The sequence below is a fragment of the Paenibacillus sp. ISL-20 genome, from assembly GCF_018613005.1.
In the GTDB taxonomy this organism is placed as follows: Bacteria; Bacillota; Bacilli; order Paenibacillales; family Paenibacillaceae; genus Paenibacillus_AQ.
Genome location: NZ_JAGGRD010000032.1, coordinates 1 through 17,528, shown reverse-complemented (window position 1 = coordinate 17,528; position 17,528 = coordinate 1). Strand labels below are relative to the sequence as shown.

The following is a 17,528-nucleotide window of genomic DNA, read 5'->3' as shown; positions in this document are numbered from 1 at the left end:
CTATAATGTCGATAGATTACTATATTTGTCAGGAGACGTTATGCAATGGATTTAAGCATTTTAATCGTGAACTACAACACATGTCAGCTGACGGTGGATTGTTTGCGATCCGTGTTCGCATCGGAGACGGAGTATACATACGAAGTTATTTTGATAGATAACAACTCGAGGGACGATTCTGTTCAGACCATCCGAGAGTTATTCCCGCAGGTCAAGCTAATCGAGAACACGGAGAATACCGGCTTTGCCAAAGCCAACAATCAGGGGATGGAAGTGGCGGAAGGTCGCTATATGCTGCTGCTAAATTCCGACACGATTATCCAGCAGGATACGATCGAGACGATGGTCGCTTTTATGGACTATAACCCGATCATTGGTGCTTCTGGCTGTAAAATCGTCCTTCCGGACGGTTCGCTGGATAAGGCCTGCAAAAGAGGGTTCCCAACGCCGTCGGCTTCTTTTTACTATGCCTTCGGGCTCAGTAAGCTGTTCCCGAACAAGCCGGAGTTTAACCAGTATCAGTTGGGATACTTGAATCCGGACGTAGAGTATCCGGTGGATTGTTTGGTTGGTGCGTTCATGTTGGTACGTCGGGAGACGATTGAGCAGGTTGGTGGCTTGGATGAAACCTTTTTTATGTACGGGGAAGACATCGACTGGTGTTATCGCATCAAGCAGGCGGGATGGGGAATTCACTATTATCCTCGGACGACGATCATCCATTATAAAGGCGGCAGCGCCCGGCGCAGGCCGTTCAAGATTATTTATGAGTTCCATCGCGCGATGATTCTTTTTCATCGGAAGCATTACCGGCAGAAATACAACATATTCGTTAATGGAGCCGTCTATGCAGGCGTTGGTCTGAAATTGCTCCTATCCTTGCTTATGAACCGGCTTAAGCCCATTCGTCCAGCAACGATAACGCAATCTTCAGGTGGAGTGGAGGTGAAATCATGATCCGCCAGAATCAGGGGTTTTTGACCAAATTATATATGATTACCGATTTTGCTTTTATCCAACTGGCATTCTTGTTTGCATGGTGGATCAAGTTTGAGAGCAGCTGGTTTCCGTACGAAGAGCCGCTCCCTCTTGAAACCTATACTTTGTGGAGTTTCGTTTATGGCGCAGTGGCCTTGGCTGTTGGCATCATGATCTCCTTATACTCACCGAAGCGGAAAAAGCGCTTTGCCGACGAATTCATGAAAATCTTCCAGGTGCATTTTATCGGGATGTTCATTCTCTTAAGTATTATGTTCTTTGTTAAAGAGGTGAATATCTCTCGTTGGTATCTTGCCATCTACATGATTCTAAACGTAGCCTTCATTATTCTATACCGTTATTTCCTAAAGAAATCCCTCAAGCATTTTCGGGAAAAAGGCTACAATCGCCAATTCGTGCTCATCGTGGGTGCAGGTACGCTGGGCAAGCGCTTCTTCAAAAATCTGAAGCAGTACCCGGAGCTTGGCTATGAAGTCATCGGTTTCCTGGATGATTACCAGCAGTGGGACGACATCGAAGCCAGACGGCTTAAACCCATTCTCGGTTCGGTCAGCGATTTGCATAAGGTGCTGAATGAAAAACTCGTCGACGAGGTCGTCTTGGCCCTACCATTGGATGCGCACCACAAGTACCCGGAGATCATTGCCGCTTGTGAAAAAGCCGGTGTGCGTACGCTGATTATCCCGGACTTTTTCGATTACCTCCCGGCACGGCCGGTGTTTGATAACTTTGCGGGAATGCCAATGATCAACGTGCGCGATATCCCGTTGGATCTTGCGGCAAACCGGCTGTTCAAGCGAGCGTTTGATATTGTATTCGCCTTAGTGGCGATTATTCTGACCCTGCCGGTGATGATCGGGATTTACCTGGGTATCCGATTGACCTCCCGAGGCCCTGTCATTTTCAAGCAGGAGCGGGTCGGGTTGAACCGTCGAAACTTTTATATGTATAAATTCCGCTCCATGAAGCCGCTCCCGGAGGGGGCACCGGATAGGGGCTGGACCGTGGAAAATGATCCGCGCCGCACCAAGTTCGGCTCTTTTCTTCGGAAGACCAGTCTGGATGAGCTGCCTCAGTTCTTCAATGTCCTGTTCGGTCATATGAGCGTGGTAGGCCCTAGGCCGGAGCGACCTTATTATGTTGAACAGTTCAAAGAGGAAATTCCAAAGTACATGGTGAAACACCACGTACGCCCGGGCATCACGGGATGGGCGCAGAGCAACGGCCTGCGTGGGGATACTTCGATTGAGGAACGGATCAAGCACGATATTTTCTACATCGAGAATTGGTCCATTCTGTTTGATATCAAAATCATTCTGCGCACGATCCGCAACGGATTCAAGAACGCATACTGATCATAATCGATGTTAACGTCATTTGGCATGAGCCAGATGGCGTTTTTTTGTTTGCGTACCTGTCCCAGACGCTTATATGCTCCCCAGGTCCCGACTCACGCAGAAAGATATCGAATGCTGTCGCTTCTTGTAAGGATGTGGCGTATCAGAGAATTAACTTCGGACATTTGATCCATTCATCAAGCCAGAGACATGCATGTGCACCACATCGGACAATAGTCAATCGGATACATTTACAATATATAACTATAATACTATTATAATGAAATGAGAGACTCGTCAATGTCTTCAGTGGCCCATATGTAGGATCGTTAGTACGCAAGGATGATCCAATTCTTGATTTTCTTTGTGAGCTCTAAGCCAATGTCTTTTAATGACCTTGTTTTCATGTTGTCACTTCATTTGCCAGATGGAAGTTAACATCCAATATGGGGAGGAATCGAAATGGAACACGCGAAGGTTCAGGATTTCATTGAAAGCAGTCAACAGCAATGGGACGAAGAGTACAGATCCAACATGTGGGATTATTTATCGGACATCACGGAATATGCCAGATACTCGGTCGTGTACGGTTACATAAGAAAGTATATTGGAGACGAGGGCATTTTGGATATGGGATGCGGGGCCGGGATATTGTATGACATGCTCCTTGATGTTGAACAGTTGAATTACACGGGTGTCGACCTGTCCGAAGAAGCGATCAGAATCGCATCCAGCAAAACATCAAGGAACCTATTCCAGCGCGCGGACATCAATCATTATGTTCCTCATAAGTGTTACAACGTCATTGTGTTTAATGAGTCATTGCAATACGTGCCCAACACCCCGAACAAACTGCTAGAATATGCGCGTTACCTGACCCCGGATGGCGTGATCATCTCTTCTCTATATTCACACAAGAACACCAAAGATCCTGATTATCTCATGGTAGAGCATAAGATTGGCGAGATTGAAAGCTGCGGATTATTTGATATCGTGGATAAAGTCAGCGTGTTTAACCACAACGCGGGATTGAAATGGTATATTCATCTTTTGAAGGCCAAAAGCTAGTGATCAGCAGTATCCATAAAATCATTCCGTCATTTGGCAGCAGCCGAGTGGCGGTTTTTTGTTTGGCCCACCCTTCAACCGGGTATTTACCTAGCAACAGCGATGAACGAAACAAAGGGTGGGGATACCATGAAACGGATCGTAGCTGTCCTTCTATTATTTTCCGCCATTATGATACTGCTTCAGACTCATCTTGAGATGGATGAGGAAGAACCGCAAGGATTCGCGGCCTATCGCCTGATTGCGCACGCCATGGGGAGTATCGGTGAACAGCCCTATACGAACGCTTATGAAGCCATGGTCGTTAACTACGAGAAAGGCACTCGGGTATTCGAGATTGATTTGATGCTGACGGAGGACCGTAAAGTCGTCGCCAGGCATGAGTGGACGGAGAGCATGACACAGCAGCTAGGCCAGAAGGAAAAACTCCCGGACGATAAGCAGGCAGCCCGTCTGAGCCATGAGGAATTCATTAATACACCGATTTTGGAGCAATACCAACCGATGGATATTGAGGGGATAATGGATATGATGGAGCGTCATCCCGATATCTACATCGTGACAGACACGAAGGAGCAGGAGGATCAGGATATTCAATACCTGTTCACGGAGATTGTAAACGCTGCGAATGAGCGGGACCCGGAGCTTCTGGATCGGGTGGTCATCCAAATTTATAATGAGCCCATGCTCGATATGGTTCTGGACATCTATCCGTTTGAGTCAATTATCTATACGCTGTATGCCACGCAGGATTCACCTGCCGAGATCACGGCTTTCGTGCAGGAGAACAACATTGACGCCGTTACCATGCCGGAGTACAAGGTCAGCCCGAATTTCGTAGCCAAGCTGAGGCAAGCGGGTGCCGTGACTTATGTCCACACCATTAATGACACCACGACCGTGAACAATTATGAAAAATGGGGCGTGTACGGCGTTTATTCAGACCTGCTGACAGAGCCGGAACTGGAGCAGAACAGTTTGAGATATACGATTAAAAAGTGACTGGCATAGAGAGGGCATGGCATTAATTCATGTTGCATGGCCTGTCTATGAAATAGGCTATTCTTCATATAAAGTGATGCTGAACATCGAAGTCCGTTGTCTCCAAAAGAAGACGCGGGCTTTTTCATAATATGAGAAAGTACAAACTTCGAAACATGGCCTACCTTGATATTACATGGAAACCACCATCTAAATGTGGTCTGGGATTGTACGTCGTGCGGTCTGTGATTGTACGTCGGTAGACGCTTTTCTTAGCGGAGTATCAGCCCTAATCCCTTTTCAGCGGCGCGGTTCGGATATCGACTGAACGGATAAACGACAATTACCAAAAAAATGTTCGTATTTTATGCGAACATAAATTGACTTGCTTACCGTGCTAGCATAGACTTATTTTAGTATAATAGTAACCCGTGAACGTGGAGGAATGACGCTTGAAAGAGATGATGCAATCCTGGAGGCATGTGTTTAAGCTGGACCCCGACAAGGAGATCGATGACGAGACCCTTGATGTGGTATGTTTGTCAGGAACCGATGCCATTATGGTCGGAGGCTCAACCGGAGTCACTTATGAAAATACCGTGGACCTGCTGTCCCGAGTTCGACGTTACGAGCTGCCGTGCGTGCAGGAAGTATCCGATCTGGAAGCCGTTGTACCCGGATTTGATCTATATATGGTTCCGATGGTCATGAATACGCAGGATCCGACCTGGATCATGGGCCGGCATCGCGAAGGAATCGAACGCTACGGGTATATGATACCGTGGGATCTGGTTGTGACCGAAGGGTATATCGTGTTGAACGAGAACGCCGCGGTGGCGAAGCTGACCGGAGCAGAGACTTCGATTGATGCGAGCGGAGCCGCTGCTTATGCGCAGATTGCGGACAAGCTGATGAATCTTCCGATTGTGTATTTGGAATACAGCGGCGCCTTTGGGGATATGGAGACCGTCCGCACAGTGCGCAGATCGCTGGATAACGCCCGTTTGTTCTACGGTGGAGGAATAACGAACGCACAGCAAGCGTCGGAGGCTGCAGCTATCTCTGATACGATCGTTGTTGGCAACGTTGTGTATGATCATCTGGAGCAGGCGCTCGAGACGGTCAAGGCCGTGAAGGGCTGACTGGTCTCGGTTATATGATCTGCTGAAAAAATATTGAGACGCGTTACGGTAACCTCAGGTTCTAATAGTGTGTCTTTTCCATCTGCCTTGGGGCGGTTAAGCATGTATTTTGTATTTATTTCATTTAAATATTGTAATTCATCAAGTCAAGCAACGCAGAACTCACAGTGTATTAAATACAGATACGTCGGTAATCTGTATTCATATTTATTCTCTTTAAATTTCAGCTATCTGCCAGACCCTAACCTATTTTTTCGCTTTTCATCGTTACCCAAGTTTCTCCCTTATCAAATCTACACCTATTAGGAGGCAACACTATGCATTCCATTGATATACACGACGCCGTCAGACGTCTGAATCCACAGCAGCGTCAAGCCGTTGAAGCAACCGACGGACCGCTGCTCATTATGGCGGGTGCCGGTTCCGGCAAGACGCGGGTGCTGACGCACCGGATCGGTTACCTGATAGCCACGCGCAAAGCGGCTCCATGGAGCATCCTTGCAATTACATTTACGAATAAAGCAGCCCGCGAGATGCAGGAGCGGGTATCCAAGCTGGTTGGCCGCGAAGGTCAGGACATCTGGGTATCGACGTTCCACTCGATGTGCGTGCGGATTTTGCGTAGAGACATTGAACGGATTGGTTTCACCTCGAATTTCAGTATTTTGGACTCGACGGATCAGCTGTCGGTTATTCGGAACGTAATGAAGCATCACAATATCGATACGAAGAAATTCGAGCCGAAGGCGATTCAAGGGGCCATGAGCGCCGCCAAGAATGAGCTGATCTCCCCGCAGCAGTATGAACAGAAAGCCGGAGACTATTTTGAATCCCTTGTAGCCAAGGTCTACACAGAATATCAGAAGCGCTTGAAGAGCAACAATTCGCTTGATTTTGACGATCTGATCATGACCACGATTCAGCTGTTTAAGGAAGTGCCGGAGGTTCTCGATTTCTACCAGCGCAAATTCCAGTACATCCACGTGGATGAATATCAGGATACCAACCGGGCGCAATACATGCTCTGCCGGATGCTGGCGGACAGCCATCATCGCATCTGCGTCGTCGGGGACAGCGATCAGTCGATCTACCGCTGGCGTGGCGCGGATATCACCAACATCCTGAATTTTGAGCAGGATTATCCCGAGGCGCGGACGATTCTGCTCGAGCAGAATTACCGTTCTACAGCGAACATTTTGAACGCTGCCAACAATGTCATTGGTCTGAACACTGGCCGCAAGCCGAAGAATCTGTGGACCGAGCAAGGTGAAGGACCGAAGATCAAGGTGTTCCGCGGAGATACGGAGCATGATGAGGGGTATTTTGTTACCTCGGAAATTAGCAAGAACATTAAAGATGGCAAGAATTATCAGGACCATGCGATCCTGTACCGGACCAATGCGCAGTCCCGGGTTATCGAGGAAATTCTGATCAAGTCGGATATTCCGTACCAGATTGTCGGGGGCATCAAGTTCTATGATCGCAAAGAGATTAAGGACATGCTTGCTTACCTTCGCCTGATTTCCAACCCGGACGACGATATTAGTTTAACGCGGATCATTAATGTGCCAAAAAGAAGCATCGGCGACACAACCGTCGGGAAGCTGGCTGCTGCAGCCGCAGAGCGGGGCATCTCGATCTTCCGCGTTCTGGAAATCGTGGACGACCTCGGCTTCGCTGGACGGACGCGTAATGCGCTAGTGGGCTTCTACGACATGATTGCCGCGCTCAGCCGAATGGTTGAGTTTCTGTCGGTCACCGAGCTTACTGAAAAAATATTGGAAATGTCCGAATACCGCCTCGAGCTGCAAAACGAGAATACGATCGAATCCAGGTCCCGCCTTGAGAACATCGACGAGTTCCTGTCGGTGACGCAAGAGTTCGAGAAGAACAACGAGGATAAGTCGCTCATCTCCTTCCTCACAGATCTTGCTTTGATTGCGGACATCGACTCGATGAACGATGACGAAGAAGATCGCGATGATGCTGTCGTGCTCATGACCATGCACAGTGCCAAAGGCTTGGAGTTCCCAGTCGTGTTCATCATCGGCATGGAGGAAGGGGTATTCCCGCACAGCCGTGCCTTTATGGATAACGAAGAGCTGGAAGAGGAGCGCCGACTTGCCTATGTCGGTATCACACGTGCGGAGAAGCAGCTGTTCCTGTCGTGTGCGCGCATGCGTACGCTATTTGGCCGTACGACGGCGAACCCGCCTTCACGATTCCTGGAGGAAATTCCGGAAGAGCTGAAGGAAGACACCCAGATGGCGAATGACCGATACCGCCGCGGCGGCGGTAGCAATGTGGGCGGATCTTACGCTGGGCGCGGCTTCGGAGGCGGTGGAGGCAGCAACTTCGGCGGTGGACGCAACGTGGACCTCTCCCTTAGCGGATCGACCGCTTCCCCGCAAGCCGCACCGAAGAGCCGGGTGACCATGACAACCGGTGCGCCATCCCGTTCGGCAGCTTCTTCGGACAACGGCGATTTTAAAGCTGGTGACAAAGTAGCCCATGGCAAATGGGGAACCGGTACGATTGTAGCGGTCAAAGGCAGCGGCAATGACATGGAATTGCAGATTGCATTCCCGGCGCCTGTGGGTGTGAAACGTCTGCTTGCCGGCTTCGCGCCGATTACGAAGGTGGAATAAGGGTTACAACTTATATTATTGAAGGAGGATTGCCCCTGCATGGATTTCAAGGAAAAGATGGAGAAGCTCATTGCGGAGCTGAACAATTACAATTACCATTACTACACGCTGGATCAGCCGCTTGTAAGCGACAAGGAGTATGACGCACTGTACGACCAGCTGGTAGCGTTGGAGGCAGAGACCGGCGTGACGCTCCCGGATTCTCCGACCCAGCGGGTGGGTGGGGAGATTCTGAAAGGTTTTGCCCCGCATCGCCATTTGGCTCCGTTATGGAGCCTTGATAAGGCTCAGAACATCGAGCAGCTCCGTACCTGGCATGATCGCGTCGTCAGGCTGGTCAATGACTACAATACGAAGAATCCCGGCAATCCTCTGCCTACTCCTTGTTATGCACTGGAGCTGAAGTTTGACGGGTTGACGCTGAATCTGACCTATCAGGACGGTAAGCTGGTTCAGGCGTCGACACGGGGCAACGGTGCGGTTGGCGAAGGCATTTTGGCTCAGGTGAAAACCATCAAGTCGGTGCCGATGACGATCCCGTACACGGAAGGTACGATTGAAGTGCAGGGCGAAGGCATCATGAACCTGTCTGTGCTGGACAAATACAATCAAACAGCGGCTGAGCCGCTCAAGAACGCGCGTAATGCCGCCGCAGGGGCGCTCCGCAATCTTAATCCGAAGGTAACGGCCGAGCGTAAGCTGAACGCCTACTTCTATAATGTAGGTTATTCGGATGGAATCACCTTTACCGATCACAAGGAAATGATGGATTTCCTGCGCGAGAACAGGCTCAAGGTCAATCCGTACATTTTCTATTTTGAGCAGTTTGATGATGTAATGGAGCAATTGGCCGATATCGAGAAACGCCGTTCCGAGCTCGATTATCTCATTGATGGGGCGGTTGTGAAGGTGACCGACTTCCGTATTCGCGAAGCTCTTGGATATACCGACAAGTTCCCGCGCTGGGCTGTCGCTTACAAATTCGAAGCGGAAGAAACGACGACCGTGCTGCAGTCGGTAACCTGGAATGTAGGGCGGACCGGAAAAATCACACCATTAGCGCGTGTAGAGCCCGTTGAGCTTGCAGGAGTCACCGTGCAAAATTGTACGCTGAACAATATCGGGGATATTGAGCGCAAGAACCTCAAGTTCGCCCTGGGCTCGCGGGTCTTTATTCGCCGTTCGAATGACGTCATTCCCGAGATCCTCGGCAAAGTAACGGAGGAGCAGGATGGGGAAGAGATATTGTTCCCGGATCAATGCCCATCCTGCGGTTTCCCGCTGGAGCAGCGCGGCGCTCATCTCTTCTGCAACAACAAGACGGGGTGCAAGCCGCAAATCGTGGCCCGCATCACGCATTTTGCTTCCAGGGATGCCATGGACATTGAAACGTTCAGCGATAAGACTGCGATCCAGTTATACGACGAACTGGGTGTGAGAGAACCGGCAGATCTTTATACGTTATCTTTTGATAGTTTGCTGAAACTGGAGCGCTTCGGCGAGAAAAAAGCCCAGAATCTGCTGGATGCCATCGAGAAGAGCAAGGAGCGGGATCTCGCATCCTTCCTCTTTGCACTGGGTATACCGAATACCGGCAAATCTACAACCAAAATGCTGGCTGATCATTACCGTGATCTGGACCGCGTGATGGCGGCAACAGCAGAAGAATTGGTCGAGCTGCCGGACGTAGGCGGCATCGTGGCCGAAAGCATCGCTGGATACTTCGCGGACCCATTTGCCCAAGCGAGCATTCAGAGAATGCTCTCACTGGGTGTCCAAGCGAAGGCTCCGGAAGCACCGAAGCCAGTTAGCACCGATTCCTATTTCAGCGGCAAGACGGTCGTGCTGACAGGGACCCTCCATCTGCTGACCCGTGAAGAGGCAACGGAACGCTTGGAAGCGCTCGGTGCCAAAGTCACCGGTAGTGTGTCCAAGAAAACCGACCTCCTCATTGCAGGCGAAAAAGCCGGCAGCAAGCTGACCAAAGCCCAGCAGCTCGGCATCGACATCCTGGAGGATGAAGAAGAGTTTGTGCGGTTGCTGAACGAATCATAGGATTGACTGGATATATCTTGCAGAAGCAGTTGCACCGCTTAGAAACCGAGGCTATTTCATAGTCTCGGTTTTTCTTTTTCCTCGATTTCATTTCTCCTCCTTACCTCTTATGTAAGCCTTAATTCCTTTGAATCTATGACGCTTCCTGGCATTCGTCAAAACCTCCTATACAATCGACTGGATTTAACAAAAACATACAGAAAAGGATGAAGGAATCTAATTTCAGATTCTAGAATAATTTACCACGGGTCAGTCTTATGCGGAAAGGAGTGGATACCATCGATAGGCAGCACAGTTATGCTGATGACATCCCAGACCCTGAATTGATTGAGAAATCTAATTTTTTGGGAGGGGCAAAGCCTTGAGTAAAAAGTTATGGTCCGCACTACTAAGTTTTATATTAATGCTATCATTGATTGCACCAGCGGCTGAGGCCGCTCCGGCAGAACGGCAGATCGAACTGGGCAATCAGCTCAGTGCCGATGAAGCAAGGCAGTTAAAGGATATTCTAAAACAGAGAGCTAAGCTAGCGGAGTTTCCCAATCTCGATCAAAGTCTACAGAAGTCTGCTGGGGGTCCAACAAGAGTCATTGTAGAGTTATCTACTGAGCCAGTGGCTTTGGCAAAAGGCCTATCCTCCATTCAGGGCCAATCTTTTAGTTCTTCGGCAGAGGCGAAGGTCGAAGCCCAGGTACAATTGGAGCAGCAGACTTTTATTCGCAGTCTGGACACGAAGAATATATCACACGAAATTTCGAACCAATACAGTTACGCATTCAATGGGGTGTCCATGGAGATCGATGGCAGCAAGGTTGAAGCGCTGCTTGATATTCCAGGCGTTTTAGGCGTTTATCCCGATCTGGAGGTAACGGTTGGACCCAAGGGCGAAGTGAACCCATATATGAAAGATACGGGGCCATTCATCGGTGCTCCGGAAGTATGGGATCTCGGATATACAGGTAAAGGCATTAAAGTCGGCGTTATTGATACAGGTATTGATTATGTTCACCCTGTCCTGAAAGATGCTTATAAGGGCGGATATGACTTCGTTGACAATGATAATGATCCGTACGAGACTACTCCACTCGACTGGGAGAACGATCCTTCCAATCCCCCGCAGGTCGATGACAGGGGAAGTATGTATTGGACGGATCATGGAACGCACGTAGCGGGTACCATCGGAGCTCGCGATGTCGGCGAATATGGAGTCGTAGGCATTGCGCCGGGCGCGGATATCTATGCTTACCGCGTTCTTGGGCCCTACGGAAGCGGCTATTCCAGCTGGGTACTGGGAGGTATTGACCGTTCCGTTCAAGACGGGATGGATGTAATTAACCTCTCGCTTGGCAATTCCCGAAATGATCCGGACTATGTGACGTCCGTAGCACTTAACAATGCTGCGCTGGCGGGTGTCACGCCAGTCGTTGCAAGCGGAAATACAGGGCCAAACCGCTGGACGGTTGGAGCGCCGGGGGCGGCGGCTTTTCCTATAACAGTAGGAAACTCTACGGGTCCAAGTGACGAAATTGCGGCAACATCGCATTTTTTAACGGATACGGAATTGCCGGGTGAGCCAATTAATAACAATGACGGCAGGTTGAAACCTGGAACGGAGCCCACACAACCCGTTACGCCTGAAGTGCAGTCGGATTTAGGAGCACAGTCAGATGAAGCATTTGGGCCAACATCGACTGAAGATGCCCGACCGATTGATAAATCTGCCCAGGCAGCGTTGACTGATGACACGGCTGCTATAGATGGAACTGAGCCTTCCGTCGATACGGAGCAGGATTTAAAGCCAGTTCAATCGGGAGATGGTGCAGAAGAGGAGCCTGTCACTGATGAAGTGCCTGTTGAATCTGTCAAGGATGTAGAAGTGCCTCCGGCAGATGATGTCACTCCGATTACTGTGGTAGATGCTACGTATAAGCTTGAATTAATGGCTTGGAACCTGGCTGAGGACCCAGAAGTCGTCCTTGATGGAGATTTTGGACTTTTTTATGCGGATCTGGGTAAGCCAGAGGACTTCGCAGATAAAGACGTAGCAGGTAAAATCGCTTTGATTAAACGCGGCGAACTCGCCTTTGTCGATAAGATTGCCAATGCGAAAGCAGCAGGCGCGACGGGTGTCATCGTATTCAACCAGAACCCTGGCCCAATCGGCGTCTTGCTTGGGGACAGCTTCTCCTTCATTCCAACCTTTAGTATGAGCAAAGAAGACGGCGATTATATCAAATCGCTGCTCAATGCCAACCCGGATCTGAAAGTGAAGTTTTCGGATTTTATTAAAAACCGAACCGCAGGCGATGAGATTAATGATTCCAGCTCCAGAGGCCCGGCTAAAAAGACGCTGGACATCAAGCCTGACGTGGTAGCACCGGGAACGAGCATTTTGTCATCCGTTCCGGCATACGGGAAGGACATTGCAGATGCAGATTACAGTCAGTCCTATGACCGTTTGACAGGTACCAGCATGGCATCCCCGCATGTGGCAGGGCTTGCGGCTCTCATTTTGGAGAAACACAACGATTGGACTCCATTCGATGTCAAAGTCGCACTGATGAATAACGCCAAAGTATTGAACACCGAGTCTTATGATGTAACGGATCAAGGAGCCGGGCGCGTACAAGCACTCAATACGATCCAGGCAGAGGCTCTGGTGAAGGTCCTGGACAAGACTTCGTATCAGGAGAACGGAACAAGTAAAGAGCAGGATAATATTACGGGAAGCATTAACTTCGGTAATTTTACAGGAGCAACCGCACAAACTGTTCAGAAGAAAATAAAAGTTGAGCAGATTGGTGACATTGGTGGTCAGTTTGAGGTTGAGGTTAGTACAACTCAATCTACCCCTGAAGTAGCTGTCACGGTGGATCAACCTTCTTTTGATTTAAGTGGCGAGAAAGAACTGGTTGTAACGCTTCAAGTTCCGGCAGGTGTATCCGGGGTTTCAGAGCAGCAGGGCTACATTATTTTTAAAAATGATACTCGTACTTACTCTGTACCCTATGTAGCTTACTTTAATCTGGAAATGACCGGTGTCAAATATACCAAGGTTTACAGTGAGACCGAGAACTATCTGGCGCACTTCCCTCTGAACGAACAAGGAGAACTGGGTGAACTGAGTGTAGGTTTTGAATTCTATAATCCTATGGGAATCGTCATCGTAGATTTGTATGATAGCCTTCACCCAGAATCAGGACCAGATCAAGATGGAGTGATTGGGCAAATTTTTGGTACGGATGAGTATCTCTTTAATGCTAATACGGAATATACACTCGACTGGGATGGGGAGTACCACAACTATTCATCCGAGGAAATCGAAGAGGTCAAAGACGGCTTGTACTCGGTTGAGCTTCGCTCTCTCGGCACTAATGGGAATATTTATTCTGATTACGCCACAATTCCATTCTTCGTGAAGAGAACGGCACCAGAGATCAAAACCGAGCTTGATGTCAAAATCTCTGGCAAGAACAATCCCGCATTAACCGGCAAGGTCGATGACCTCTATGTAACGGCAGTTCCAGCAATGTGGGATGAATGGGCAATCGATTTTGACGTCAGTGAATGGCTGGATGCCACTTATGTCATTAAAAGAGCTAATAAAACGGTAGCGAAGGAAGGCAGCTTTGATGTCGAGCAGGATGGTTCCTTTAACATTGCATTAGATGGATTGTCTTCTGGCAATTACACTGTCGAACTTTCCGTCAAAGACCATCAAGGACTTCAAGGAAAGGCTTCCGTATCTTTGCAGCTGACGGGCGCGCCTGGACCAGGCAACCCGGATCCAGGTAACCCAGGCGGCGGATCCGGCGGCGGAGGTGGAGGAGGCTCGTCCTCCGGTGGCGGTTCCACAGGGACTCCGTCCACTCCGGCTCCTGAAGTATCTGGGGATGCCAAAGTAACCACGAAGAAAAATGCGGATGGTACCGAGTCCGCAACGGCTGCTCTGTCTGAAGCTGCTGTTACAGCAGGAATTACCGGAGACGGCAAAGAAGTGAAGCTGGATGTATCGAAGCTGGATTTCAGCAAATACAGCGATGTAGCCCTTACCCTCGGTAAGGCCACCGTGGATAAATTGAAAGCATCCGGCAAACCGCTTGTTATTACGGGTAACGGCTTTTCCCTGACAGTTCCTGCTGATGCTTTGGATGATTTTACAACGAGCAGCGGATTCAGCTTAGCGGTTTCCGTAACTGCAAGCAAAGGGGGAGCCGCGGCGGGCAGCTTGAACGCTGTATCCCCGATCGTTTCGGTCAAACACGGGGACAAGTTTAAACATCCGCTTTTGCTGACATTGAACTATGACCCAACAAAAGTGAAGGATTCGCGTAAAGTAGGTGCCTACCTGCAGTCGGAACAAGGAGACCTGCAATCCGCAGGATTGCTGCAATCGGCTGCGCGCGGATCGATCACGTTCCGTGTTAACGGTCCAGGATCTTATGTGGCTGCCGAGAATAATGTGACTTTTAACGACATCGTCAGCCACTGGGCTAAGGATGAGATCGAGGTTGCTGCCTCGCAGCATATCACGAACGGTACAGGTGCAGGTCGCTTCTCTCCGAACAATGCGGTGACCCGTGCCGAATTCGCTACATTGCTTGATCGTATTTTCGAGACAGGCATTGATTGGGAAACACGCAGCAAAGAAGCAGGAGCGAAGAATCCGCTGACCCGTGAGGATATGGTAGTTATGATTGCGGAAGCGTTGAAGATTGATTCTGATACAGGCTCCTTGTCGTTCAGCGATACGAATCTAATTTCGGAGGATGCACGTGCGGCCGTAGCTTTTGCTGTGAACAAAGGTCTGGTGAAGGGAGTAAACGGCAACCGATTCGCACCGGGTGAAACCTCCACTCGGGCTCAGGTATCCGTGATTGTGTACCGTTTGCTTGATTATCTGAACAAGATCTAAATTCGACAGGGTCGAATTTTCACTTAAAAGAAGGGTTTAAAGCAATGGGGAGTTGTCCATGGTTTTTCTTAAACCAGGATAGCTCCCTTTTTATTGATGGGATGAATATTTTGATTTTTAATTTACCGGATGTGCTATATTTTTGGCAGAGAGGTGGTAGTTATGAAAAATAAAAAATGGTAAGGTTATATCCCCATATTGATCTTATCGTTATTTCTTATCATTATGGTATTAAAAGGCTTGATTCAGTCTGATGGGGGAACGGAAGGTCTCCGCTTAACGATCGAGTGGCTAACGAAGTACGTGCTTCCATGGATATTCCTATACTGGTTTATCAAACTCGTTAGAAAAATAAAATAAAAAACACTCACCAGATGCACGCAAAGTGCGGCCGATGAGTGTCTTTTTTATATGTCGATTAATCCCTCGCCCACTGGTCCAGTTTGTCATCACCGGGAAGAAGCAGGGCAAGCAGACCAAGCAGCGGCAGGAAGCCGATGGCGATCATGACATTGCCGATTCCCCAAGCATCCCCAAGATTACCGAGTACAAGCGAACCAATCCCGCCCATGCCAAAAGCGAACCCGGTGATCAGCCCGGATACCGTACCGATATTCCCAGGATGCAGCAATTGGGCATACACAACAGTAACTGAGAAACTGGACAATAGGACAAATCCGCCGATGAGCAGCAATACAGCCGCCCAGAATGGCGAGGCGAATGGCAGAATCAACGCAATGGGTGCCGTACCGATCATGGAGAGCATGATCATATTGCGGCGGCCAAAGCGGTCGGCCAGCGGACCGCCAAAGAAGGTGCCCACAGCTCCGGAAGCGAGAAACAGAAAAATATAAATCTGAGCATTATCAATCGTGATCTTGTATATATCCATGAGGTAGAAGGCATAATAGCTGCTGATGGCTGCGCCATACCAGGAGCGAATAAACACGAGAATGACGAGCACCAGCGTTGCATTGCGCACTCTCTTGCGGCGGGCGGGATCAAGCATGCGCCCGGCAGCCTTCTTTTTAAATGTGTAACCAGCTTTCAGCATACCGTGATACCAATGGGCAACATAGGATTGCACGATGATACCAGCCGCAGCAACGAAGGTGAAACCGATTGCGCCAAACTGTCCGAATGGTACGAAAATGTATCGTGTCAGGAGCGGAGCAAGTGACTGTCCGGCATTGCCCCCTACTTGAAAGATCGATTGGGATAACCCTTTTCGCATACCTGCAGCCATATGAGCGACCCGCATTCCCTCAGGGTGGAAGGTCGCCGAGCCTAATCCGATCAGAACGACCGCGAATAGAACCAGGAGATATGTATGTGCATATGCAAGAATAAATACGCCTGCAAACGTGAAACACATACCGATCGGAAGCAGAATCGGTGTCGGCCTTCGATCCGCGGCGTACCCGATAACCGGCTGAATGATAGATGATGTGAAGTTGATAGCAAAGGAGATCCAACCGATCTGCGTAAAGGTAAGCAGCAGATTATCCTTTAATATAGGAAAGATAGCAGGGATCACGGACTGAATCGAATCATTAAACAAATGCACGAAACTGATGGCGATCAGAATTTTATATACGGTGGCTTGATGTGCTTCTCCGTGCGCAGGACTTGGAGTATCTTTGGGCTTTTGGAGAGCGATGCTTTTGTCTGCCATTCGGCGAACTCCTTTCTTATTAGGTGTAGTCGGGCTCTAAAAAAGCGATGAACTAACCTTAAAACCTTTTTTATAGGAAATCAATTACAATTCGAGATGATACTACGTGAATTTGAGGTCCATGATAAAGCACATTTATAGAGAGTCCACCGACAGACTGGGTTATATATCGATCTCTATAAGGTATAAATCATGATAGGATCGATGTTGTGCGAAACTTTACATATTTTCTTCTAAAAATGCTTGCTATATCTTTTGTATCATGGTATATTACTAACTGTCGCTTTTGACGAAAGCTTTTGAAGCTTGTCGAACGGCGTCGAAAAAAAGTGTTGACATCAAGTTAAATACTTGGTAAGATATAAACCTGCGCTGCTGATTGAAGATGATCGGCAAAGCAGCCAACAAGTTCCTTGAAAACTGAACAAATGGATCACGTCAATGTAACACAAGCAAACGTTAATACGTTAGCTTTGAAATGAGCAAGTCAAACACTTTATTGGAGAGTTTGATCCTGGCTCAGGACGAACGCTGGCGGCGTGCCTAATACATGCAAGTCGAGCGGACTTGATGGAGTGCTTGCACTCCTGAAGGTTAGCGGCGGACGGGTGAGTAACACGTAGGCAACCTGCCCTCAAGACTGGGATAACTACCGGAAACGGTAGCTAATACCGGATAATTTATTTCACGGCATGGTGGAATAATGAA

Annotated in this window: 9 protein-coding genes and 1 rRNA gene; 9 read left to right on the top strand and 1 reads right to left on the bottom strand. The window is 48.9% G+C overall.

Annotated features, from left to right (window positions below; genetic code table 11):
- The first annotated feature begins 45 nt into the window (after window positions 1-45).
- From J7E85_RS19310 to J7E85_RS34610, 8 genes are all read left to right on the top strand, one after another.
- Window positions 46-957 carry a glycosyltransferase family 2 protein gene (locus J7E85_RS19310; protein ID WP_215160539.1) on the top strand — a complete coding sequence of 304 codons (912 nt, stop codon included), beginning with the start codon at window positions 46-48 and terminating at the stop codon, window positions 955-957.
- Window positions 954-2,354 (top strand): undecaprenyl-phosphate glucose phosphotransferase, encoded by a 1,401-nt coding sequence (locus J7E85_RS19305; RefSeq protein WP_215160537.1) that lies wholly within the window; start codon window positions 954-956, stop codon window positions 2,352-2,354. The genes J7E85_RS19310 and J7E85_RS19305 overlap by 4 nt, the downstream gene beginning before the upstream one ends.
- 444 nt (window positions 2,355-2,798) lie before the next feature.
- Window positions 2,799-3,404, top strand: a complete 606-nt coding sequence (locus J7E85_RS19300; RefSeq protein WP_215160536.1) for a class I SAM-dependent methyltransferase — start codon at window positions 2,799-2,801, stop codon at window positions 3,402-3,404.
- Window positions 3,405-3,533: 129 nt separating this feature from the next.
- Window positions 3,534-4,406 carry a phosphatidylinositol-specific phospholipase C/glycerophosphodiester phosphodiesterase family protein gene (locus J7E85_RS19295; RefSeq protein ID WP_215160533.1) on the top strand — a complete coding sequence of 291 codons (873 nt, stop codon included), beginning with the start codon at window positions 3,534-3,536 and terminating at the stop codon, window positions 4,404-4,406.
- Between the two features lie 431 nt (window positions 4,407-4,837).
- Window positions 4,838-5,527, top strand: coding sequence for a heptaprenylglyceryl phosphate synthase (pcrB, locus tag J7E85_RS19290; protein ID WP_215160531.1), 690 nt, complete (start codon window positions 4,838-4,840; stop codon window positions 5,525-5,527).
- 317 nt (window positions 5,528-5,844) lie between these two features.
- The gene (pcrA, locus tag J7E85_RS19285) at window positions 5,845-8,175 is read left to right on the top strand and encodes a DNA helicase PcrA (protein WP_215160529.1); all 2,331 of its coding nucleotides are present in this window, start codon (window positions 5,845-5,847) and stop codon (window positions 8,173-8,175) included.
- A gap of 39 nt (window positions 8,176-8,214) precedes the next feature.
- Window positions 8,215-10,230 (top strand): NAD-dependent DNA ligase LigA, encoded by a 2,016-nt coding sequence (gene ligA / locus J7E85_RS19280; protein ID WP_215160527.1) that lies wholly within the window; start codon window positions 8,215-8,217, stop codon window positions 10,228-10,230.
- A 361-nt stretch (window positions 10,231-10,591) separates the two neighbouring features.
- Entirely contained in the window at window positions 10,592-15,145 is a 4,554-nt protein-coding gene (locus J7E85_RS34610; RefSeq protein ID WP_215160525.1) for a S8 family serine peptidase, read from the top strand.
- A gap of 418 nt (window positions 15,146-15,563) precedes the next feature.
- Here J7E85_RS34610 and J7E85_RS19270 read toward each other — a convergent pair whose 3' ends face one another.
- Window positions 15,564-16,820 (bottom strand): MFS transporter, encoded by a 1,257-nt coding sequence (locus J7E85_RS19270; protein WP_215160523.1) that lies wholly within the window; start codon window positions 16,818-16,820, stop codon window positions 15,564-15,566.
- Between the two features lie 496 nt (window positions 16,821-17,316).
- Here J7E85_RS19270 and J7E85_RS19265 point away from each other — a divergent pair.
- Window positions 17,317-17,528: ribosomal RNA gene (locus J7E85_RS19265) — 16S ribosomal RNA — on the top strand; the annotation flags it as partial.